Origin of the sequence: Dokdonia sinensis, from assembly GCF_003688895.1 — a bacterium.
Classification (GTDB): domain Bacteria; phylum Bacteroidota; class Bacteroidia; order Flavobacteriales; family Flavobacteriaceae; genus Dokdonia; species Dokdonia sinensis.
On sequence record NZ_REFV01000008.1, the window covers coordinates 131,338 to 154,283 of the forward strand.

Below are 22,946 nucleotides of genomic sequence, written 5' to 3' on the forward strand. Positions count from 1 at the left end.
ATCTTCATAAGGTCTTTTTCCTAAGGGTATACCTACGAATTTAAGCATCTTTCAGAACACAATCTTAACAAATTAAAAGCTAAAATTGACCAGTACAAGGGATAGCTTTTAACTGAACTTTCAATCTTGTATAATAATATTTAAACAATCTATTTACACTGCCAAACCATCTTCATATTTTTGTAATCGACAAATAGATAAAGTAGAGATGTACAGAACGCACAACAATGGAGCTCTAAGAAGCTCAGATATAGGAACAGAAGTCACACTTTCGGGTTGGGTACAAAAGTCCCGTGACAAGGGCTTTATGATTTGGGTAGACCTCAGGGATCGATATGGAATTACGCAACTCATTTTTGATGAAGAACGCACTCCTGAAGCAATGATGGAACAAGCAAGGACACTAGGTCGCGAGTTTGTCGTTCAAGTAACTGGAAAGGTTATAGATAGAAGCTCTAAAAACCCTAATTTGCCTACAGGTGATATTGAGATTTTAGTTTCTGAACTTACCGTTTTAAACACAGCAAAAACACCACCTTTTACCATCGAAGATGAGACAGACGGTGGCGAGGATCTACGAATGAAATATCGCTACCTCGACATACGTCGTAATCCTGTGAAAAACAGCTTGATATTTCGTCATAAAGTAACGATGGAAGTACGTAAGTACCTTTCTAATGCAGATTTTATTGAGGTTGAGACACCTTATCTTATCAAGTCCACTCCCGAGGGTGCAAGAGATTTTGTAGTTCCTTCTCGTATGAATGCAGGGCAGTTTTATGCATTGCCACAATCTCCACAAACATTTAAGCAATTGCTTATGGTAGGCGGAATGGATAAATACTTTCAGATTGTTAAATGTTTCCGAGACGAAGACCTCAGAGCAGATAGGCAACCAGAGTTCACGCAAATAGATTGCGAGATGGCTTTTGTCACTCAAGAAGATATCTTAAATCGATTTGAAGGATTGACTCGTCATTTACTCAAAGAAGTAAATGGTGTTGAGATAGGTGATTTCCCAAGAATGACATATGATGATGCGATGCGCAAGTATGGAAATGATAAGCCCGATATCCGTTTTGGGATGGAGTTTGGAGAGCTTAACGAAGTTGTCCAGCACAAGGACTTCGGTGTTTTCAACAATGCAGAGCTAGTCGTAGGAATCGCAGTTCCTGGAGGAAGCAGCTACACCAGAAAAGAAATAGATAAGCTTATCGATTGGGTAAAGCGTCCGCAAGTGGGTGCGCTTGGTATGGTATATTGTCGTGTGAATCAAGATGGAACATTTAAATCTTCGGTAGATAAATTTTACGATCAAGAGGACCTTGCAAAATGGGCAGAAGCGACTAACGCAAAACCAGGAGACCTCATCTGTGTACTCTCTGGAGTGCCAAATAAAGTACGCGCACAACTAAGCGCACTTCGTATGGAACTTGCAGAAAGACTTGGCTTACGTGATCCTAAGGTGTTTGCTCCGCTATGGATAATTGATTTCCCGCTTCTAGAATTAGATGAGGAAACAGGTCACTACCACGCTATGCACCATCCATTTACTTCTCCTAAACCAGGACAAATAGAATTACTAAGTACAGACCCTGGAGCTGTAAAAGCTAATGCTTATGACCTTGTCCTTAACGGAAACGAAATAGGTGGAGGTTCTATTAGAATACACGACAAAGAAACGCAGGCATTAATGTTTGATTATCTCGGGTTTACTCCAGAAGAGGCTCAAGCGCAATTTGGATTCCTGATGGATGCCTTCCAATACGGAGCACCGCCACACGGTGGTCTCGCTTTTGGACTAGATAGGCTAGTCGCTATATTGGGAGGTCAAGAAACGATAAGAGATTTCATTGCGTTCCCTAAAAATAATAGTGGGCGTGATGTGATGATAGATGCACCTGCTCCAGTAGATCCAGAGCAACTCAAGGAATTGAGTCTCGCTCTAAATATTCAAGAATAAAAATGGAGACCTTTTAATTAGCATTAAAAGGTCTTTTTATTTGCAATGAAAAAAAAGAAAGTCATAAAAATAGTAGGGTGGTTTGCGCTATCCAGTCTGGTAATCACACTAAGTGTTATTGGATACATCTATTATTTTACCAAATACAAGTTCATACCTTCAGAAAATGTTTTTACAGAAAGTGTAGCCTATATTGACCGGGCCACAGCACTAGGCGACCCCAACTTTAGAGCCTGTGATGAAGAACATATTTATGACTACTACAATCCACAACGGGCTACATATAGCAAAGGCAAGAATGGACTACGTGATTTTATAATGTCTCATTATGAAAATAGAGCCTATACGGACTCTGGTTATCTAAATATTCGATTTGTGGTAAATTGCAATGGTGAAGCTGGTCGATACGTGATACACGAGAACAATTTAAACCTTGAACCTATAGTATTTTCTGAGGATTTAGTTAATCAACTCTACGATATAACAACGCAGCTAAAAAGATGGAACCCGAATGTGATACGCGAGGAAAAAAGAGATAGTTATATGTATATATCCTATAGAATAGAAAATGGTGAGATTACAGAAATACTTCCTTAGCGTCCTTCTGGCGACGGTTCTTACGGGTTGTGCCACGAAAGAAGAAAAAGTCCAAGATGCCTCAGATTTCGGTTTTCACTTTTATCAGGGTAAGCCACAGCATATGAATGCCTTCGCCTATGCTCTAGAACTTGACAGCACTAAGGCCGAAAACTGGCGCGAACTCTCCGTAACGTACCTCAAAAGAGGTATTCCCCATAAGTGGAAGGACTATTATGATAAAGCTGTGCTACACGATGCGGAGACTTGGCAGCCCTGGAGAGGCTACTTATACCTTTGGTTTTATCGAGATTACGAAAAAGCCATAGCAGACTTTAACGCAAGTGACACGCTCACACCAAATTTCATAGACGCTCCTCAAGGACATAGTGTAGATTACTGGAGAGGCATTGCTTACTTAGGATTGAAAGATTATAAAAATTCTATAGCATACTTTGACAAACATATTCTTAAAGAAACTACAGAAACAGGAGAAGATTGGGTAGAACTTGAAGCATTTTTATATCGAGGCATTGCGCATATTGAAAACAATGACCCTGAGAGAGCCCTTACAGATTTTAATAAACTCATTCATTATGCAAATAATGAAACTGCAGACGGATATTTTTATAAGGCTAAAGTTCTCAAGTCGTTAGACAGTATTCCCCAAGCTCAAGAAAATGTTGAAATAGCCATAGAAAAATTCAACAAAGGATATTTTAACAATAGACCTTATGTAGAAACTTTGTATCAAATATACCTTGAGGACCTTACAACATTAAGAGATGAGCTCAAAAAGTAAGAACTTAGTAATCAGAAAAATAAGACGTTACTCTCTAGTCATTATTTTTTTCGTTGTAGTCGTACTAGCGATTTACGGAGTACGATTAACCAACTCAACAGATCCAGAAACATTAGTGAGAGGACACCGCTTTGTAGGCGCAGCGGTTGTCGGGCTCTTTTTTGTGTGGATGCCTACATTTATTTACCACCGCTGGAAAGGGAGAGATCTTAAAGATTATATGCTCACCGAAGAGAACATACTGAAGATGAAAGACTTCAACGATCGCAAGAAATAAGTAAAACCTAATAGGTTAAAGAAAAATTTACATAAGACAAACCTTACGTAAAGAATAAAAACGTAAGTTTGCGCTTTATTAATTACTTATTATTTACAATGGAAGGAACAGTTAAATTTTTCAATGAGTCAAAAGGTTATGGTTTTATAACTAACGACGATACTGGTAAAGACATCTTTGTACACGTTACAGGTCTTAACGGTGAAACTATCAACGAAGGAGACAAAGTTGAGTACGTAGAAGAAGAAGGAAGAAAAGGAATGACGGCTGCACAAGTACGTGTACTGTAATGATATAGATTTTTTTACGATTACAGAAAGCTCGCTCATAGCGAGCTTTTTTTATGTTGATTCTTATTAACTAAAAGATTTGAAATCTTCTTTACTACGCTTTCGCGAAAGCGTAACACCAAAAAACTTCCCTTTTAATTCAAGTTTCTTCTTTCTATGAAGAAACGTTTCATAAGCTGCTCTGCTTCTGCAGAAAGAATACCTCCTTCAATTTTGGTTTTAGGATGCAATGTTGTCCCCATTACACCGCAACCCCGCTGGTCATCTAAAGCACCATAAACGATGCGAGAAATCTGACTCCAATAAAGTGCGCCAGCGCACATCTGGCAAGGCTCTAAGGTCACATACAAGGTACAATCCTTCAGGTATTTCCCTCCTAAAAAATTTGCTGCACTCGTGATAGCCTGCATTTCTGCGTGCGCTGTCACATCATTGAGTCGCTCGGTGAGATTATGGGCTCTGGCAATTATGGTATTCTTTATCACAATCACCGCTCCCACAGGAATTTCACCTAACTCAAAAGCAGTTTCGGCCTCTTGAAGTGCTTTTTTCATAAAATAAGTATCATCGTAGGGTTCAATCATTGTAAAGTATTTACAAATCAAAAATACAGAATCAAGACGTACCTTTGTACTATGTTTACCGGAGTTCTACATACCATCCAATCGCCAGAAGATTTAAGAGCCTTATCTCCCAAACAACTGGAACAACTCCCCGCCGAACTACGCCGATTTATCATCGATATAGTTGCGGTAAAGGAAGGACATCTAGGTGCAAGTCTAGGTGTTATAGAACTTACTATTGCCCTTCATTATATATTTAAAACTCCAGAAGACAGATTAATTTGGGACGTAGGACATCAAGCTTATGGTCACAAAATCCTTACAGGACGACGTGATTCCTTTGAAACAAATCGCCGTCTAGATGGTCTGAGCGGTTTCCCAAAAAGGAGCGAGAGCAAATACGATGCCTTTGGGGTTGGACATAGTAGCACGTCTATCTCAGCAGCACTAGGAATGGCACTTTCTGCACAAATAGATGGAAATGATGAAAGACAACATATTGCGGTTATAGGTGACGCTTCTATTGCAAGCGGGATGGCCTTTGAAGGACTTAATCACGCGGGAGTGACGGACGCAAACCTGCTTATCATTCTTAATGATAATGCCATAGGAATAGACCCGAGTGTAGGAGCTCTAAAAAGATATTTAACAAATGTTAAGGAAGGGACAGCGCGCGAGGAAAATATCTTTGAGGCATTAAACTTTAATTATTTTGGACCAGTAGACGGGCACGACTTACCAAAACTTCTCGAAATTCTCGCAACCCTAAGAAAGATAAAAGGCCCAAAATTTCTACACGTAATTACAACTAAAGGAAAAGGACTTGCACAGGCAGAGGCAAATCAAGTGCAGTATCACGCTCCAGGAAAATTTAACGCGACCACTGGGGAACTTAATCCAAAACATAGCGTTAACCTACCTCCAAAATATCAAGATGTCTTTGGACACACTATTGTAGAACTTGCGAGAGCTAATCGCAGCATTATTGGCATTACACCTGCTATGCCCACAGGATCTTCACTCAAGTATATGATGGAAGAATTTCCGGATAGAGCACTAGATGTAGGAATTGCAGAGCAACACGCAGTAACACTTGCCGCAGGAATGGCGGCCGAAGATAAAATCGTTTTTTGTAATATATATTCTACTTTTTTACAGCGAGCATATGACCAAATCATACACGATGTCGCACTACAGAATCTTCCCGTAATTTTCTGTCTGGATCGTGCAGGATTGGTAGGGCAGGACGGGGCGACGCATCACGGGGCCTTTGACCTTGCTTATTTGAACTGTATTCCAAACCTCATCATTTATGCTCCTAGCGATGCTATCGGGTTACGTAATATTATGTATACTTCACAACTTGGGCTCAACCATCCTATTGCGATACGCTATCCTAGAGGTCGTGGTCACATTCTGGACTGGCAACTTCCTTTTCGTCCTATACCCATAGGAAAAGGAAAATGTATAAAAGCAGGGGGCACGATTGCCATTATCTCTATAGGGACTGTTCTCCAAAATGCTATTGAAGCCTCGATTGCTTTTGGAGACCAAGTAGGAATATATGATATTGGATTTTTAAAACCTTTAGATACCAATCTTTTAGATGAGATATTTGATCATTACGAAGCTATAATAACCATCGAGGATGGAACCATTCTGGGCGGTTTGGGAAGTAGTGTTGGGGATTACGCTTTCGCGAAAGCGTTCAAAGGAACCATTAAAAAACTAGGCATTCCCGATAAATTTATTGAGCACGGTACAACAGAAGAACTTTATGAGCTCGCAGGCATTTCCAGTAGAGCTATCTCCGAAAATTTAAAAATTCTACTGCAATAAAAAAGGGAAGTCTTTCGACTTCCCTTTTGATTATTTATTAATCGTTATACTTACTCGATGATAAGCTTAGTCGTTTGTGAAGCGCTAGCTCCATTAATTTCTAAGATATAAATTCCAGTAGATAATCCTTGCGCTTGAACATTTACTGTTCCCTCAAGAGATACTTTCTGGTTAAATACCTGACGACCATTAATATCATAAATCGTTACAGAACCTTCTCCCTGAGCTTGAGCGATGCTAATATTAATATCACCGTTAGAAGGATTAGGATAAACTTTAAAGATATTTGTATTTACATCTGAAACGCTCAGATTACAATTTATAACGTCAGAAGGTGGTGTGTCAAAAGCTTCAACCTGGTCAGTACGACTAGCCGAAGATCCTTGAGAAGCACTAAATCCTAAACCTCTTGCTGCAAATAAATCCCAAAGCATACATTTCACAGCGGTTCTATCTTCCTCTGCAATATCCTCATTAATGTCTACAGCTGCGATAATCGCATCTCTAGCAGTTACAAACCCAGCACCACAAGGTTGAAGTTTTAAACCGTCCATTACTAATTGTAAGGCAATATTATTTCCTCCTGTACCTCTATAGATATCATCATCAAAACCATATTCATCTATTAGTGCCCAAGTCATATCCCACAACATAGTCGCCCAAACGGTTCCTATTCCGTGAGGCTGAGAGATTTGTGCTGCATTGTTAGTATCTCCATAGGTAAGGTCATTTATTACACGATCTACACTATATGCTGCTGGTCGGATTCCTTGACCTGATATAGGCTGCCCTACAGCAAAAGTACCTACTCCTCTTATATCTTCGGCAGTATCACCTTCTTCCATAGTAAAAAGAACTCCAAAAAAGTCTGACCAACCTTCTCCCATTTGCTCTGCATTACCCAAACAACCTGTTGTGTTAGGTCCTCCGGCAAGTCTGTTAGAAACTCCATGTCCATACTCGTGAGCAATAATTCCGTTATCAAAACTTCCATCTTTCTCTGAAGGAAGTGGAGCACTCACGGTTATAACAACATCTTCTCCCTCAGCAAGAGCAGCTAAAAGAGCATCTCCCTCAGATTGTGAAATCATTCCTGAAGGTATTGTTACCGTTGCGTCATTACCTCCTAAATTAATGACTGGGTTAGCTACGTTGTTTATTACAATTGCGGCAATCGCTCCTGCATCTTGCGCTGCTTTAACCTTAATTGTAAAGTTACATTCTCCTCTTTTTACAACGGCAATTTTCCCATCCAGATCTGCAGCATTTGTAAGGGGATCACAAGCATCATTTTCATCTCCTGTAGTATCATCATCTATAGCTAGAGCGAGTGAACCTGTTAAACCATCAACAGGAAAAGGTTCTCCGAAAGCAGCACTTGACAACCCATAAACTCCAGCTACAGATTCAGGAGAATCTACAGTCATTGCGGGTACAGATGAGGCATCAAAAATAAACATCTGCAATAATCCAGGTTGTCCATCTGGGGATGGAAAGAAGTTTGCATTATTTGTAGATGAAGAATCTTGAGCGTCTGCAAAAATGGCATCATTTGCTCCTGCTACTCCTGTGTAATTAGTTTGCTGATACGCCCCACCTTCTTCGTCTAGACCGTAGTGATAAAGTATGTCGTGTGTAATATTTACATGATAGAATAGGTTCGTGTTAGAAGCATCAGAATACGTATCTGGTGTACCTGTCAAGTCAAGATCAAAATCAAAAATAAGATCATCCCCTCCATCTGAAGGTGTACCACTTGTTCCTCCGTTAGAATCATCACCGTAACGGGCAAAGGTATTATTTCCTCTTGTAGCGGTGAACTCTGCTCCTTCTTCACCATTTACATCATGCCACCCAAATGGAGACGCGTCTGCATCTTGAGGATTTGTTATAAGTGCACGTTCACCGTGCGAAGGACTTTCTACAGGGAGTGGATAGACGCGGTATTGCTCGCCAGCTAAGGCTGCTGGAGCAATTTCATTTCTAAACAAAGAGAAATCACTCTTCTCGTCTGCATGTAAAACTTCACCTTTCTGGTGTACGTGTGCTGAGTTGCTGTCAAATGAGCAACGTAATACAAGATCTTTAGTTTCAAGAATTGCTCCTGTGCGAGCGTCTACAACGGTATTATAGAGATAATCCCCAGATGCAGGCAAAAGAGTAATATCCCAAGCTAGTTGCAATACATCCTCATTAATGTAGTAGACAAGTTTTACTGGCACTTCGTTCATAGCCACTCCACCCTTACTCAAAACGAAATCTGTATTATTAGAAGACTCAATAATTTCAAAATTTGGAGATCCTAGTGAAAGTCCAGCTACCATTTTATTTGCAGCAGCAATTGCTCCGAAAGAAGGAGTGCTTCCGTTTACTCTACTTGCAATATTCTTTTCAAGATTGTCGCTAGCATAGAATACGACTCCATTTTTAAAGGCGACGTTTACACTTGCATGTCTCACGGGAATACCATTAACTGTTTGTGCAGCATATACGTGAGTTAGTTTACTCTGTTTAGTATAGACTTCATCAGTAATTCTCAAATCACTAACATCCTCAGCCGAAACATTATACCTAGATACATTCTTTTGATAATGAGATGTGATTAATTGTTGATAATCTTGAGCCAGAGTCACACCTGAGATGGCGAGCAATACTAATAAGCTCAGTAGTTTGTAAAATTTTTGCATTTTTTCTTAGTTTTAATAGGGTTCAAAAAGTATTTAAATTTATGGCAATTATAATGAAAGTACAATGTTTGATTAAAAATTAACAAGGACAATTACTGATTTACACTCAATCCTCTCAATTTCTGAAAAATACGCAATGATTTTCCGTCGGTCATTACTGAAATTGCATTACATACTTGCATTAGTTGTTTATATAACAATTCAGTTTCATCAATTACTACCTCATCAAAGAGTTTTATGATCAATCTATCGTAGTGAGTCGTATCATCACCTATTGCATTACAACGTGCGTCGAGTAAGGCAGAAAGTATTTCGTACCCTGCGATCTCTTTTTCTACCACTTCTGGGCTTTCGTAGATGTTTGAAATGCTAATTTTTATGACGTCTGCAATTTGAGCTTCATACTTGGATTTATCTAGTAATGCTCTTGCAAAAGTTCCCTCAAGAATAGCCGTTTCGTGCGCCATAAAAATTTCTACGACCTCGTCTATTAAAGTTCCAATAGCAAGTGCTCGCAAGTAGCCTACTCGCTCTGACCTTGTTGTAAGTGCAGAGTAATTTTTCTTATTCATATGGGGTACAAGCTTGAGCAAATATTCTAGGGCTTTTTCTTCAGGGATTAGCCCTAAATTTATTCCGTCTTCAAAGTCTATAATGGTATAACAAATGTCATCTGCAGCTTCTACTAGAAAAGTTAGGGGATGTCTGGCGTAGCTTACATTTTCTCCCGAACGAGTCTGAACAAGTCCAAGCTCTGCTGCTACTTCCTGAAAAAGTGCCTTATCTTCCTGAAAAAAACCAAATTTCTTATCTGCTATGTGAGAAGTTGGTTTTTTGGGTAGCGATTCCTTTGGGTATTTCATAAAAGCGCCTAGTGTCGCATAGGAAAGTCGGAGTCCTCCCTGAGCGCCAGGTTTAGAATGCGTGAGAATTCTAAACCCATTTGCATTTCCCTCAAAAGAGCAAAGATCCTCATACTCTTTAGGTGATAGTTCAGACTGAAAACGCCTTCCATTTCCGTTTTTAAAATAGTCGCCTATTGCCTTCTCACCACTATGACCAAAAGGTGGATTCCCAATGTCGTGCGCCAGAGCAGCGGCAGCAACGATAGCCCCAAAATCATTAAAACGATACCCATGCACCTCTGCCAGATGTGGGTATTTTTCCAGAATACGCTTTCCTATCTTACGCCCGAGTGATCTTCCCACAACAGAGACCTCCAGACTATGCGTGAGTCTTGTATGTACAAAATCTGTTTTAGAAAGTGGTATAACCTGTGTTTTGTCCTGCAAACTCCTGAAGGCAGATGAAAAAATAATTCGATCATAATCTACCTCAAATCCTAGTCGCGTTTCATCTTCTTCTGCTCTTAGGCGTTTGTTTGTATCGCCTTGCTTTTTTAGAGATAAAAGCTTTTCCCATTGCATCATATTTCCAATACTTTGTTAGTTCGGGAAAGATAGTGCTTTTTCAATTTTTTCTTTCATTGTTGCGCTTTCGCGAAAGCGTAAAAAAACAAAAGCCCCAGGGCAGGAGTTTGCGTGGCCTCCTTAATGTTTAGTTTACATTCACGTTACTTGAATGTAATACAACTATAACAATGGGGTAACATAAAAACGTGCTTACTGGCCGTTTCTTTGCAAAAAGAATTTATCCCTAAATAATGAAACATTTTTTTACTCTTATATTATTTCTTTCGGCCGTTATAGCCCAAGCACAAAACGGAACTATTACTGGGTCGCTTTCAGATAAAGAAGCTGCTGGACAACCGCTTCCCTTTGCAAATATCCTCATCAAAGGAACATCAAAAGGAACAACCTCCGATTTTGACGGAAATTACATTATAAATAACGTTGAACCTGGAACCTACACTATTGAATTTTCATTTGTAGGATATCAATCTGTAGAAAAAACTAATATTGTTGTAACTGCCGGAAACACGACCGTTGTAAACCAAGAAATGAGTGCCGGAGCACTACTAGACGAGGTTATCGTAAAAACAACGGTGCGTAAAGAAACGGAAGCTGCATTACTTTTAGACCAGAAAAAGGCAACAACTATAAAACAAAGTATAGGTGCTCAAGAACTTGCTCGTAAAGGTGTAAGTGACGCAGCTGCTGCGGTTACTAAGATCTCTGGGATATCAAAACAAGAAGGCGGTGGCGGTAATGTATACGTGCGTGGTCTAGGAGACAGGTACCTGAATACTACTTATAATGGACTGAGTCTTCCTGCAAACAATATCGAGAAGAAGAATATGGATCTAAACCTATTCTCTTCTGACGTTATACAAAATGTAGGAGTAAGCAAAACGTATGCTGCAAACTTTTATGGAGACTTTGCCGCGGGTAATGTTGATATTGTGGCCAAAGAATATACTGGAGATTTCTTTCTAGACGTAGACTTAGGTACGTCTATAAATACTAATGCTGTAGGCTCTAATTTTGTAAAGAGTGAAGGAACAGGATTCTTTGGTTTTTATAATAGATATCAAAACGACCCTTATGCAGTCATCCTTTCTCACGGTGTAGATGCTATAGATGCAAACGCAACTACTGGTCTTTTAGGTAGCATATCTGGAGGTAAGTCTTGGGATGTAGGAGAGGAATCTAGATTAAGCGTTTTTGCAACAGCATCATTCGGCAATAATTATGAATTTAGAGAAGGGCCAGCAGTAGATTATACTACAGTAGAGAAAAAACGCTTTCCCAACTCAGAAGAATACGAGTATAGTCGTAATACAACGGCTATGGCAAATATCGTTTACCGAATCAATGGAGATCATAAAATAAAGTTTAACTCCCTATTTATAAATGATGCCACGGATCAAGCAAGCTACTTTGGAACCAAAGGACTCGGGATAAATCGTGACGCTATTTTAAATACTGATAAAGGGTTTTACCAGTCTAACATTCAGTTTGAGCAGGATATGATTTTTGTAAATCAGATTACGGGTACAAACAGCATCAATGAGAAATTAAAACTAGACTGGGGCTTAGGATATAATAAGGTATTTGCACGTCAGCCGGACCGTAAGCGTATTTCTGTGGAGCGTTATGACCTAGAGCTAGACGGTGACCCAAATACTAACGCAACCTTTTTTAGCAACATAGCCTTTGACAACCAGCGTTATTTCCAAAACATAGAAGATGATGAGCTGAATGCGCGCATTAACTTTAACTATGAGCAGTCTGAAGACTTGAGCTTTAACTTTGGGTATAATGGTCGTACCAAAAAGCGTGTATTTGATAACATACGTTACGGTTATGATTTTATACAGCCTAATACAGAAGTAGGTGATGTTAGAGACTTAAATGGTGTCTTTGCTCCTGAGAATATAGGAACAGTATTTAATACGGTTGTTTTTAATGCTCTTGATCCAGCAAATGGATTAGGAAACAATAACCTACCTGGTCGTACTGAAAACACTTATGAAGGTAATCTTATGGTGCACGGCGTTTTTGGAGAAGCCGTTTATCAATTAAATGAGAAACTCTCTCTTGTTCCTGGATTGCGTGTTGAACTTTTTGATCAAGATATTACGTACGACGTAATTAACCTCCCTCCTACAGACCCTGGTTTTAGAGAGGCGAGTGAGGTATTCTTTTTACCTAGCTTAAATGTGAAGTACGCACTTACTGAGGATCAAGCATTACGTTTCAGCTTTAGTAGTACAGTTTCAAATCCAGAATTTAAAGAGGTTGCACCTTTCGTATATGAAGACGTTACACAACGTATAGGTGGTAACCCAGACCTTCTAAGCGACCCTGCTTTTTCTAGAATTTATAACCTAGATGTAAAATATGAATGGTTTATGGAGCGCGGAGAGATATTTTCTATAGGCGCTTTCGCAAAAGCAATTAATGACCCAGTAAACCTCGTAGTTGCAAATGACGCAACGGGAACACAGCGTTTCTTTAGAACGGGAGACAGAGCAGACGTGTTAGGATTTGAACTAGAAGCAAGAAAAGGGCTTCTTGTAGATGCTGAAGATGAGAATATTTTATCTGCAGGTCTTAATGCAACATACACATATACAACGCAGGACTTAAAAAGCTCGCAAGGTATATTCTCTACCACATTTGACAGAGACTCTGACCAGCTCCAAGGAGCTTCTCCACTGCTCTTAAACGCAGATTTGAGCTACAGCCCAACATTTGGTGAGTATAAACCAGTAGCAAACCTTGTATTCTCTTATTTCTCAGACCGTATAGACGCATTAGGATCAGGGCAGTTAGGAAATATTATTGAAAAAGGAGTGCCTACCATAGACTTCGTATGGAAGAATACCATAAATGAGCATTTTGAAATTAATGCGAGCGTAAAGAATTTACTAAACCCTACTATCGAACGCGTACGTGAAATCGATGGCGGTGATATTGCTTTATCAAGTTACAAACGTGGTCTTAACTTAGGACTACAACTGAAATATAAATTTTAATTAATCCAATCAAAACGAACAATTTAAAATTCAAAATTATGAAAGCAAACAAATTTCTTTTAGCAATTTTTGCGGCAGCTACATTATTTGTAGGCTGTTCTGATGATGACACGGCAGACATCACCATTAATCAAAACGGAGGAGATAACGGAAACCCTGTAGACCCTACAGATCTTACTATAGGTGGTACACTTTCTGAAGATCTAGTTCTTGCAGCTGGAACAGAATACACACTTACAAGTGCGCTTATTGTACCGGATGGTTTTACACTAACTGTAAATCCTGGCGCTGTAATCAAAGCTACTACCGGTGCAGATGTTTATGTTGCTGTATTACAAGGCGGAAAAATAATGGCAGAAGGTACTTCTTCTAACCCGATAGTTTTTACTTCTAACTCTGCTACTCCTAATGCAGGAGATTGGGGTGGTCTTATTATATTAGGAAAAGCACCTATAAATTCTGTTACTGGTGGGAATGCTACTTCTACATCAGAAATAGGTGGATTACCTTACGGTGGTAGTGCTGTTAATGATAACTCTGGAATCTTAAGATACGTACGTATCGAGTATTCTGGAGGAGCGGCAGATGCATCTTCTGAGAATAACGGATTCTCATTTTATGGAGTAGGTAACGGAACAACTATAGATTTTATCCAAGCTTTCGAAGGTAAAGATGATGGCGTAGAATTCTTTGGAGGAACTGTAAATGCTTCTCATATCTCTGTAGTAGGAGCTCAGGATGACTCTGTAGACTGGACAGAAGGTTTTACGGGAACGCTTACAGATGTTTACATCGAGCACAGACAGTCTCACGATAAAGGAATAGAAGGAGATGGTTTTAATACAGACATAGGAAACAACTCGAGCCCTATTTTCTGGTCTTCTCCATCTATAAATAACCTTACTATAAATGGTAATGGATCTACAAATGAAAACGAAGCCATTCGTTTAAGAGCTGGGACTCGTGCATTATTTAACAATGTCTTATTATCTGGATTTGCCGAAGGTTTTGACCTAGACGACGAGGATGGTGAGAATTTTACAGGGGAAGGTGTAACAAATGGAGATACTGGTGTTACAGATATTAGCTTTGAAGACGTTATTGTAACACTTAAAAATGATACAGGCGCTACCTTTGACGAGACTACATTCTTTACAGGAGTAGGTAACGGTACTGGTGCAGACTACGCTTCTTGGAGCGGTGGATGGACACGTAACTAAAAGAATACGCTAGATACAGCGTAAGATTTAGCCAATAAAAAAGGTCTCTTTCAATGAAAGAGACCTTTTTTAGTTCAAGTATATGAGGAATTATACTTGTATGCTTTCGCGAAAGCGTAACCCTATTTATTACTCACAACACGCTCACCTTCATTTTTCCAAACGTTTACTGAGGCGATCTTAGAGTTCGAGTATTGTACTTCTTTAAGTGTATTGTCATCACTCCAAAAAAACCAAGTTCCTACTTTTGCCCCTTTATCATACTGAGCAACTGCAAGTTTCTCTCCATTACGATTATAACTTACCCACTCACCAGTAATGACTCCTTTTGCAGTAAAGAAACCTTGCTGACTGATAGTGCCATCGTCGTGATATAATGTTGCCTCTATAAGGTCACCATTCTGAATATATGTATCTTTTTTTACTTTTTCTTGAGCTTGTGCCACGTTTACTACGATCACCGCTACTAAAATCATCATCAACTTTTTCATAATATTTGGGTCTTTATCATTAAACTTAATGCTAAGTTAATCTAAAGTTTACATTTACACAAGAATTACGTAACAATTACATAACATTAAATTTACATTAAAATTATAATAATCTCTTTTTCAGGTTTTTATGTGTCTATTTTTAACAATTTAACTCAAGTTAAAATAGTAACATCTGAACTTATTTAATTACAATCGCCCGCTGATGCAAATTCTTAAACGGGTTTGTGATGACCTGAAAAAAACAGCTATCTTCGATGCATTATAACCTTATGGTAACATTCCCTTGTTTAGAAATTTGGAATTTTGCCCTTGGCTTTAAAACGAGCTTTCTTTTATGGAGAATATGTACATTTTTATGATTATTGCTCTCGCAATACTCGCCATTGCAGATCTTGTTGTAGGTGTTAGTAATGATGCCGTAAATTTTCTGAACTCGGCTATAGGTTCTAAGGCTGTAAGCTTCAGAACAATTATGATAGTAGCTAGTGTTGGAATTGCTTTTGGAGCACTCTCCTCTAGCGGGATGATGGAAGTAGCCCGTAAAGGTATTTTTGATCCCAGTCAGTTTTACTTTAATGAGATTATGATCATTTTTATGGCTGTAATGATCACAGACATTATCCTTCTCGACATTTTTAATAGTTTGGGAATGCCTACTTCTACTACTGTTTCTATAGTATTTGAGCTTCTAGGGGCGGCAGTTGCAATGTCTATAGTAAAGATTTCCAATAATAATGACACATTACTTGAAATAGGGAATTATATAAATACGGACAAGGCAACAGAGATCATACTAGGTATCTTGCTCTCTGTAGTCATTGCATTCTCCGTAGGTGCAATTGTACAGTTTATCTCAAGATTATTATTGACATTCAATTTTGAGAAAAAAGCGAGTTGGGTGGCAGCTGTCTTCGGCGGTGTAGCGATTACTGCTATTGCTTATTTTATTATTATTAAAGGACTTAAAAGCACTAATATCCTTCCTCCAGAGTTTTCATCTTGGGCAAATGAAAACTTACTACAATTTCTAGGAGTAAACTTTATCTTATGGACTGTACTATCAGGAGTAACACATAAATTTTTTAAAATCAATGTATACCGTGTCATCATTATAGTTGGAACCTTTGCCCTCGCAATGGCTTTTGCTGGCAACGACCTTGTAAACTTTATAGGCGTTCCGATGGCTGCTTATAATGCCTTCTTAAGTTGGCTCGCTGAGTTTACAGCAAATGGGACGTTACCCTCCGCCTTTAGTATGGAGAGTCTGGCAGAAAAAGTTCCTACACAACCCTATCTTTTATTAATCGCTGGACTCGTAATGGTACTAACTTTATGGTTTTCAGAAAAAGCGAGACGTGTGGTCAAGACTTCTGTAGACCTTTCCCGTCAGGATGAAGTAAAAGAACGTTTTGAGCCCAACTGGCTTTCTCAAAAATTAGTGCGTGGTGTGATTGTTTTAGGTACCGGAATAAATAAAGTGATGCCAGCAAGCTCTTCAAATTTTATAAATCAAAGATTTGAAAAATCCACCACTACAGCTACAATTCCAAAATCTGAAGTCCCTGCTTTTGATATGGTGCGTGCAGCTGTTAATCTAGTTATTGCAAGTGTTCTTATTTCTGTAGCTACGGGATTAAAACTGCCATTATCCACCACATATGTGACCTTTATGGTTGCAATGGGAACTTCTCTTGCAGACAGGGCTTGGGGAAGTGAGAGCGCTGTATATCGAGTCGCAGGTGTGCTAAACGTGATAGGTGGCTGGTTCCTAACGGCTTTAAGTGCATTTTCTGCCGCAGCTATACTTGCATACCTCATGTATTTAGGTGGAAATTATGCAATCATCGCGCTTTTCTTTCTTGCACTTATAATGATCGTACGTAACTATTTGAGCAGTAAAAAAGATAGTCTCAAAGCAAAAGCTCAAGAAGACCTTAAAAAAGCCGAAAGCATTACTATAGCTGGTATTATAGAAGAAAGTGCAGATAATATTGCAAAAACAGTTTCTAGAACAAATAAAATCTACACTAATGTACTCAAGGGTCTTTCTAAGGGAGAAGTAAATAGTCTTAAAAAGAGTCGTAAATGGGTAGAAAAACTCAATAAAGAGATTGACGAATTACGCGGTAATATCTTTTACTTCATTAAAAATTTAGAAGAAACTAGCGTAAGAGGTTCTAACTTTTACATCCAGATTCTAGGATATCTCGAGGATATTACACAGTCCCTAGACTATATTGCAAAGGCAAGTTACAAGCATATAAACAATAATCACAAGCCATTGCGCTTTAATCAGATACGAGACCTTCAAGAAATAAACAACAAATTGAACGCTTTCCTAAGCGAGACAGAAATTGCTTTTAAGGATCGCAACTATTACAAAATAGATATTCTTATAGGTAAAAAGCAGGAACTCTACGACGATGTTAAGGATAAAATCCAGAAACAAGTGGAGCGCACACGTTCTGAGGAATCCAGTCCGAAAAATACCACGCTATACTTCGGACTATTATTAGAAACAAAGGACCTTATCGAGGAAATTATGAACCTACTAGAGCTTTATAGCACAGAGCACAAAAGGTCCTAATTTAGGAACTAATTTTATAACTATAAGACCCAATACTATACGTATCGGGTCTTCTTATTGTGCAGATGGGTTCGCTTTCGCGAAAGTAAAATCTTAAACCAATCAAGAAAGCGCATTTTTTTTGAGCAGAACTACTTTATTTTAAGAGTCCTGTGGTAGATATTTAGATGTAAAAGCGATAAGTAAAGGTTTACTCATTAAATGAAGTTCAATATCGGTTTAAACTTGTCTGCTGGTTAAAATTCAATATACAGATATTGCTAAATCTATCATTAAGAAACAATCCACCATCCGTTAAACAACTCTAAAAATTAGTGTTAATCTTCCTTAACGACTATCAGAAAAATACGTCCTAAACGTAAATTAGTATTAAACCAATTAATAGAACAGCAATGGCAGATATCATAAAAGACGAAAACGACCCAACTGAAGAATACTTACTACAAGACAACAAAAAGACTAAAATAGGAGCAGGAATAATAATAATTGCCCTTGTCATACTCATAGCTGCAGTAGCAGCGACAGCATTTTTTCTAGGCTTTTAGAATATCCTCAAACGTAAATTACAAATAAAAAAAGCCCTGATGTTTCAAGAACATCAGGGATTTTGTATAAGTATGATTTTCGAGTAAAATTCAAATTTAAAGCACGTCCACTACAACAGTTACATTCATACTTGCGGTTAATGTAAACGCAAGAGGAGCATCAGCCACCTCTCCAGAGTATGTAACGGTTGCCTGAGGATTATTGCGCAACGCAGTCGCAATAGTATTTAAGGCAGCGGTATCTGCCACAGTAAAAACCTGAGAGCCTGCGTCACTTGGCGTAACAGCAGCGAGAGAAATAGTAGTTGAACCTACAGAGAGCTGAGCGCTTGTAATTCTTGCCCCAATCCCTACTACATTAGAAAATCTATACGTAAGCGAATTAATCGTCACCTCTTCTATAGAACTTAAATTATCTGCAACATCATCATCTTCTGCAAGATTAAATGTTGCCGTCTCCGTAAAGGATTGTAATTCATCATCACCAGCTTGTACTGCAACGTCAAACGATTCTGTCATTGTAAAAGTGGTGTCGATTTCTGTGAGCTCATCAACATCATCGCAGGCGATAAATGTCGAAAATAGTAAGATAGCAAAGATTGATTTTAAAGATTTCATTTTTTACTTGTTTAGTTATGAGATGCAAAACTCTAAAATACAATTGATTAAAGCAACAGGCATTTGCCCCTAAAGCTAAATAATTTACTTGACTCATCATTTTAGAGCGCTTCTTTCTGAAAGCTTCTTTAAAGCGAGGGACAACTATTTTGGCCTCATCGTAGATCACTTCATTAATATACAAATCACTAAACGACTAGTCATTCTTTTTAACAAAAGAGAAATATAAGAGTTACGCTTTCGCGAAAGCGTAAAAAATCCCAAACTCCATAACTGGAATTTGGGATTCTATAATTTTACGATTCCCGGCTACGCGGGAGTGTATTTAACCTTCTAAACTTGCGGCAAGATACTCACGGTTCATTCTCGCGATGTTTTCTAGAGAAATTCCTTTAGGACACTCTACCTCGCAAGCTCCTGTGTTTGTGCAGTTTCCAAAACCTTCTTCATCCATTTGCTTTACCATATTAAGCACACGGTTTGTAGCTTCTACTTCACCTTGAGGTAATAAGGCAAACTGGCTCACTTTTGCACCAACAAAAAGCATTGCACTCGAGTTTTTACAACTTGCTACACACGCCCCACAACCGATACAAGTAGCTGCTGCAAAAGCGTTATCTGCATTTTCTTTTTCAATAGGAATTGAGTTCGCATCTTGCGTATTTCCAGAAGTATTTACAGAAATAAATCCTCCAGCGTGCTGGATACGGTCAAAGGCAGAACGGTCTACCATAAGATCCTTGATCACAGGGAAACCTGCTGCTCTAAAAGGTTCTATGGTAATGGTATCACCGTCTTTAAATTTACGCATATGTAACTGGCAAGTCGTCACAAGTCTATCAGGACCGTGTGCCTCACCGTTTATAAACATAGAACAAGAACCACAAATCCCCTCACGACAATCGTGATCAAAAGTCACAGGTGCATCTCCTTCGTTGATAAGCTTATTATTAAGCATATCCATCATCTCTAAGAAAGACATATCACCATCGATACCATCGATTGTGTATGTTACTAGTTGTCCTTTAGCTGTGGCGTTTTTCTGGCGCCAAACCTTTAGTGTTAGTTTCATAGTCTTTTCTTATTTATAGCTTCTTTGTTTCACTTCAATATTCTCGTAATTGAGATCCTCTTTATGCAATACTGCATCCTTTGGCGCTCCTTTATATTCCCAGGCAGATACGAACGTGAAGTTTTCATCATCGCGCAACGCCTCTCCCTTTTGAGGTCCGTCCAATTCTACAGACTCCTCACGGAAGTGACCTCCACAAGATTCTTCACGCGTAAGCGCATCCTTAGCAAATAATTCTCCTAGCTCTAGAAAATCTGCAACTCGTAGTGCTTTTGCAAGCTCTTCATTAAATTCATTTTGCTCACCAGGAACACGAACTTCTTTATAGAACTCAGCTCTCAAAGCTGCAATCTCATCGATTGCGCTCTGTAGGTCTGTCGCATTACGAGACATCCCACATTTGTTCCACATAATTTTACCTAGCTTTTTGTGGAAGTAATCTACAGGTTTAGTCCCGTTATTATTTATTAAGGCATCTACCTGACTTCTCACATTTTGCTCTGCTTCTTCAAACTCAGGTGTATCTGTAGGAATTGGCCCTGTACGAATGTCGTGTGCTAGGTAATCTCCTATAGTATACGGTAATACGAAGTATCCATCTGCCAGACCTTGCATAAGCGCAGATGCACCTAAGCGGTTTGCACCGTGATCTGAGAAGTTTGCTTCACCGATTGCATAGAGTCCTTCTACAGTAGTCTGTAAGTTATAATCTACCCAAAGACCACCCATGGTGTAATGTACCGCTGGGTAAATCATCATCGGTGTATTGTATGGGTCTTGATCTACAATTTTATTGTACATCTGGAAGAGGTTACCGTACTTAGTTTTTACAACTTCTTGACCTAACTTTTTAACTAGTGCTTTGTCGTTAGCATCTAAATGCTGTACGTAGGCTTGCTCTTTCCCATAACGTTCGATTGCTGCAGCAAAATCTAAATACACTGCTTCACCAGTTTTGTTTACACCAAATCCTGCATCGCAACGCTCTTTTGCCGCACGTGATGCTACATCACGAGGAACTAAGTTACCAAAGGCTGGATAACGACGCTCTAAATAGTAATCTCTATCTTCTTCCTTAAGTTCAGTTGGCTTTAATTTACCTGCTCTGATTGCCTCTGCATCATCTTTCTTTCTAGGCACCCAGATACGACCGTCATTACGCAATGATTCTGACATCAAAGTCAGTTTAGACTGGTGGTCTCCAGATACTGGAATACACGTAGGGTGTATTTGCGTGTAACACGGATTTGCAAAATACGCTCCACGTTTGTGCGCTTTCCAGGCTGCTGTTACATTAGACCCCATAGCGTTGGTAGATAAGTAGAATACGTTACCGTAACCACCTGTTCCTAGTACAACTGCGTGAGCAGAGTGACGCTCTATTTCTCCTGTAACTAGGTTACGGGTAATAATACCACGAGCTTTTCCGTCTATTTTTACTACGTCTAGCATCTCGTGACGGTTGTACATTTTTATTTTACCACGACCTATCTGGCGATTCATCGCAGAATAGGCTCCAAGTAAAAGTTGCTGTCCCGTCTGTCCTTTAGCGTAAAACGTACGACTTACGAGTACACCACCAAAAGAGCGGTTATCTAACAACCCTCCATAATCACGGGCAAAAGGAACGCCTTGAGCCACACACTGGTCAATGATATTTGTAGAGACCTCAGCTAGACGATATACGTTTGCCTCACGCGAGCGGTAATCACCACCTTTTACGGTATCGTAAAATAATCGGTAGGTAGAATCACCATCTCCTTGATAATTTTTTGCTGCGTTTATTCCTCCTTGTGCTGCAATAGAGTGCGCACGACGAGGTGAGTCTTGAAAGCAAAATGCTTTAACGTTATAACCCAGCTCTGCGAGCGTTGCCGCAGCAGATCCTCCTGCAAGTCCTGTACCTACCACAATCACATCTATAAGACGTTTGTTTGCAGGGTTTACAAGGTTAATTTCGTTTTTATGCTTCGTCCACTTATCAGCTAGTGGTCCTGAAGGTATTTTAGAATCTAATGCCATAGCTTTATTTTTTTAGTGAGGAATTTGATTAAAATGCAGATATACTGCAATTAGGATAAATCCTACGGGAATAGCAACTGACCAAACTTTTGCAAATTTAGACAGTGCTTTAGAGTATGAATTATTAAATCCTACAGACTGAAATGTAGATGCAAAGCCATGCCATAAATGCAGCGCTAAAAAGACAAAAGAAATTACATACAATCCTACTCGAACTGGACTTTCAAACTTGTGTACTGTTTCTGCGTAGTAGCGAGTGGGGTCCTCTGGAGCAAACTCTACATACTTGTGTATCATTTCTGGAATCCAGAAATCGTAAAAGTGTAATCCTAAAAATGCTAAAATGGTTATACCAGACAATATCATATTGCGCGATGTCCAAGGAGCATTTGCACTACCCTTATATTCAACATACCCTACAGGACGTGCTTTTCTATTTTGCAATTCTAGGACAAATCCCATAACAAAGTGAAATACAACCCCAAAAATTAATATAGGTTGCAATACAAATTGAACTAGCGGGTTTGTACCCATAAAATGCGACCAGGCATTAAACGTATCTGGAGCAATTACCGCAGTACTATTTATCACAAAGTGCTGTGTAAGAAAGACAACAAGAAAAAGACCTGACAGCGCCATAGCTACCTTTCGGCCAATCGAAGATTTTAATAATCCGCTCATTTAAATTTAGGTTTGGAATAATCTACACAAAAATACGGCGCAAACGTTTTTTTAACAACAATACTAAGCAGTTATTCCATTTATTTAGAATGATTATAAGGAGTTTTGGGTGTTTGTTCAAGGTATTTAGGATTCTTATTCAAGAAAAGGCCAAAGCGCTGAACAGTTTCAATTATTATGAAAGATTTTTAGATATAAATTGGGAATTTTTTGCTTTCGCGAAAGCGGAATAACGCTGCTCCAATCTTTGTCAAATTTATCTCGTAAAG

The 22,946-nt window shown here is 39.0% G+C and carries 18 protein-coding genes; 10 read left to right on the plus strand and 8 right to left on the minus strand.

Annotation, left to right across the window (positions count from 1 at the left end; all coding sequences use genetic code 11):
• Window positions 1–208 precede the first annotated feature (208 nt).
• From aspS to EAX61_RS09795, 5 genes are all read left to right on the plus strand, one after another.
• Window positions 209–1,963, plus strand: coding sequence for an aspartate--tRNA ligase (gene aspS, locus EAX61_RS09775; RefSeq protein ID WP_121917504.1), 1,755 nt, complete (start codon window positions 209–211; stop codon window positions 1,961–1,963).
• Window positions 1,964–2,008: 45 nt separating this feature from the next.
• The gene (locus tag EAX61_RS09780) at window positions 2,009–2,560 is read left to right on the plus strand and encodes a hypothetical protein (RefSeq protein ID WP_121917505.1); all 552 of its coding nucleotides are present in this window, start codon (window positions 2,009–2,011) and stop codon (window positions 2,558–2,560) included.
• Window positions 2,532–3,341, plus strand: coding sequence for a tetratricopeptide repeat protein (locus EAX61_RS09785; RefSeq protein WP_121917506.1), 810 nt, complete (start codon window positions 2,532–2,534; stop codon window positions 3,339–3,341). Before EAX61_RS09780 ends, EAX61_RS09785 begins: the two co-directional genes overlap by 29 nt.
• A complete protein-coding gene (locus EAX61_RS09790) occupies window positions 3,325–3,618 on the plus strand; it encodes a hypothetical protein (RefSeq protein WP_121917507.1) in 294 nt (97 codons plus the stop codon). Before EAX61_RS09785 ends, EAX61_RS09790 begins: the two co-directional genes overlap by 17 nt.
• Window positions 3,619–3,716: 98 nt before the next feature.
• Window positions 3,717–3,908 (plus strand): cold-shock protein, encoded by a 192-nt coding sequence (locus EAX61_RS09795; RefSeq protein WP_121917541.1) that lies wholly within the window; start codon window positions 3,717–3,719, stop codon window positions 3,906–3,908.
• A 134-nt stretch (window positions 3,909–4,042) separates the two neighbouring features.
• Here EAX61_RS09795 and EAX61_RS09800 read toward each other — a convergent pair whose 3' ends face one another.
• Window positions 4,043–4,492, minus strand: a complete 450-nt coding sequence (locus tag EAX61_RS09800) for a nucleoside deaminase (protein ID WP_121917508.1) — start codon at window positions 4,490–4,492, stop codon at window positions 4,043–4,045.
• 51 nt (window positions 4,493–4,543) lie between these two features.
• On the opposite strand from EAX61_RS09800, the gene EAX61_RS09805 reads away from it, so the two are divergent.
• The gene (locus EAX61_RS09805; protein ID WP_121917509.1) at window positions 4,544–6,310 is read left to right on the plus strand and encodes a 1-deoxy-D-xylulose-5-phosphate synthase; all 1,767 of its coding nucleotides are present in this window, start codon (window positions 4,544–4,546) and stop codon (window positions 6,308–6,310) included.
• Between the two features lie 50 nt (window positions 6,311–6,360).
• On the opposite strand, the gene EAX61_RS09810 is transcribed toward EAX61_RS09805, so the two are convergent.
• Together EAX61_RS09810 and EAX61_RS09815 are read right to left on the minus strand one after the other, a co-directional pair.
• Window positions 6,361–8,997 (minus strand): T9SS-dependent M36 family metallopeptidase, encoded by a 2,637-nt coding sequence (locus EAX61_RS09810; protein ID WP_121917510.1) that lies wholly within the window; start codon window positions 8,995–8,997, stop codon window positions 6,361–6,363.
• A 92-nt stretch (window positions 8,998–9,089) separates the two neighbouring features.
• Window positions 9,090–10,424, minus strand: coding sequence for a deoxyguanosinetriphosphate triphosphohydrolase (locus EAX61_RS09815; RefSeq protein ID WP_121917542.1), 1,335 nt, complete (start codon window positions 10,422–10,424; stop codon window positions 9,090–9,092).
• 236 nt (window positions 10,425–10,660) lie between these two features.
• Between EAX61_RS09815 and EAX61_RS09820 the strand changes: the two genes are divergently transcribed.
• Window positions 10,661–13,438, plus strand: coding sequence for a TonB-dependent receptor (locus tag EAX61_RS09820; protein ID WP_121917511.1), 2,778 nt, complete (start codon window positions 10,661–10,663; stop codon window positions 13,436–13,438).
• 38 nt (window positions 13,439–13,476) lie between these two features.
• Window positions 13,477–14,658, plus strand: coding sequence for a multidrug transporter (locus EAX61_RS16335; protein WP_147448359.1), 1,182 nt, complete (start codon window positions 13,477–13,479; stop codon window positions 14,656–14,658).
• Between the two features lie 122 nt (window positions 14,659–14,780).
• Here EAX61_RS16335 and EAX61_RS09830 read toward each other — a convergent pair whose 3' ends face one another.
• The gene (locus EAX61_RS09830) at window positions 14,781–15,149 is read right to left on the minus strand and encodes a toxin-antitoxin system YwqK family antitoxin (RefSeq protein WP_121917512.1); all 369 of its coding nucleotides are present in this window, start codon (window positions 15,147–15,149) and stop codon (window positions 14,781–14,783) included.
• Between the two features lie 337 nt (window positions 15,150–15,486).
• Between EAX61_RS09830 and EAX61_RS09835 the strand changes: the two genes are divergently transcribed.
• Both EAX61_RS09835 and EAX61_RS16550 read left to right on the plus strand, forming a co-directional pair.
• Complete coding sequence (locus tag EAX61_RS09835) at window positions 15,487–17,739, plus strand: inorganic phosphate transporter (protein ID WP_121917513.1); 2,253 nt, start codon at window positions 15,487–15,489, stop codon at window positions 17,737–17,739.
• Between the two features lie 392 nt (window positions 17,740–18,131).
• Complete coding sequence (locus EAX61_RS16550; protein ID WP_201739442.1) at window positions 18,132–18,284, plus strand: hypothetical protein; 153 nt, start codon at window positions 18,132–18,134, stop codon at window positions 18,282–18,284.
• 96 nt (window positions 18,285–18,380) lie between these two features.
• Here the strand turns inward: EAX61_RS16550 and EAX61_RS09840 are convergent, their stop codons facing one another.
• From EAX61_RS09840 to EAX61_RS09855, 4 genes are all read right to left on the minus strand, one after another.
• Window positions 18,381–18,902, minus strand: coding sequence for a hypothetical protein (locus EAX61_RS09840; protein ID WP_121917514.1), 522 nt, complete (start codon window positions 18,900–18,902; stop codon window positions 18,381–18,383).
• Between the two features lie 325 nt (window positions 18,903–19,227).
• Window positions 19,228–19,974: a succinate dehydrogenase/fumarate reductase iron-sulfur subunit gene (locus EAX61_RS09845; RefSeq protein ID WP_121917515.1), complete on the minus strand. Its 747-nt coding sequence runs from the start codon at window positions 19,972–19,974 to the stop codon at window positions 19,228–19,230.
• Window positions 19,975–19,983: 9 nt separating this feature from the next.
• On the minus strand, window positions 19,984–21,996 hold the full coding sequence (locus tag EAX61_RS09850) for a fumarate reductase/succinate dehydrogenase flavoprotein subunit (RefSeq protein ID WP_121917516.1): 2,013 nt from the start codon (window positions 21,994–21,996) through the stop codon (window positions 19,984–19,986).
• Between the two features lie 12 nt (window positions 21,997–22,008).
• Window positions 22,009–22,677, minus strand: a complete 669-nt coding sequence (locus tag EAX61_RS09855) for a succinate dehydrogenase cytochrome b subunit (protein ID WP_121917517.1) — start codon at window positions 22,675–22,677, stop codon at window positions 22,009–22,011.
• Window positions 22,678–22,946: the final 269 nt, after the last annotated feature.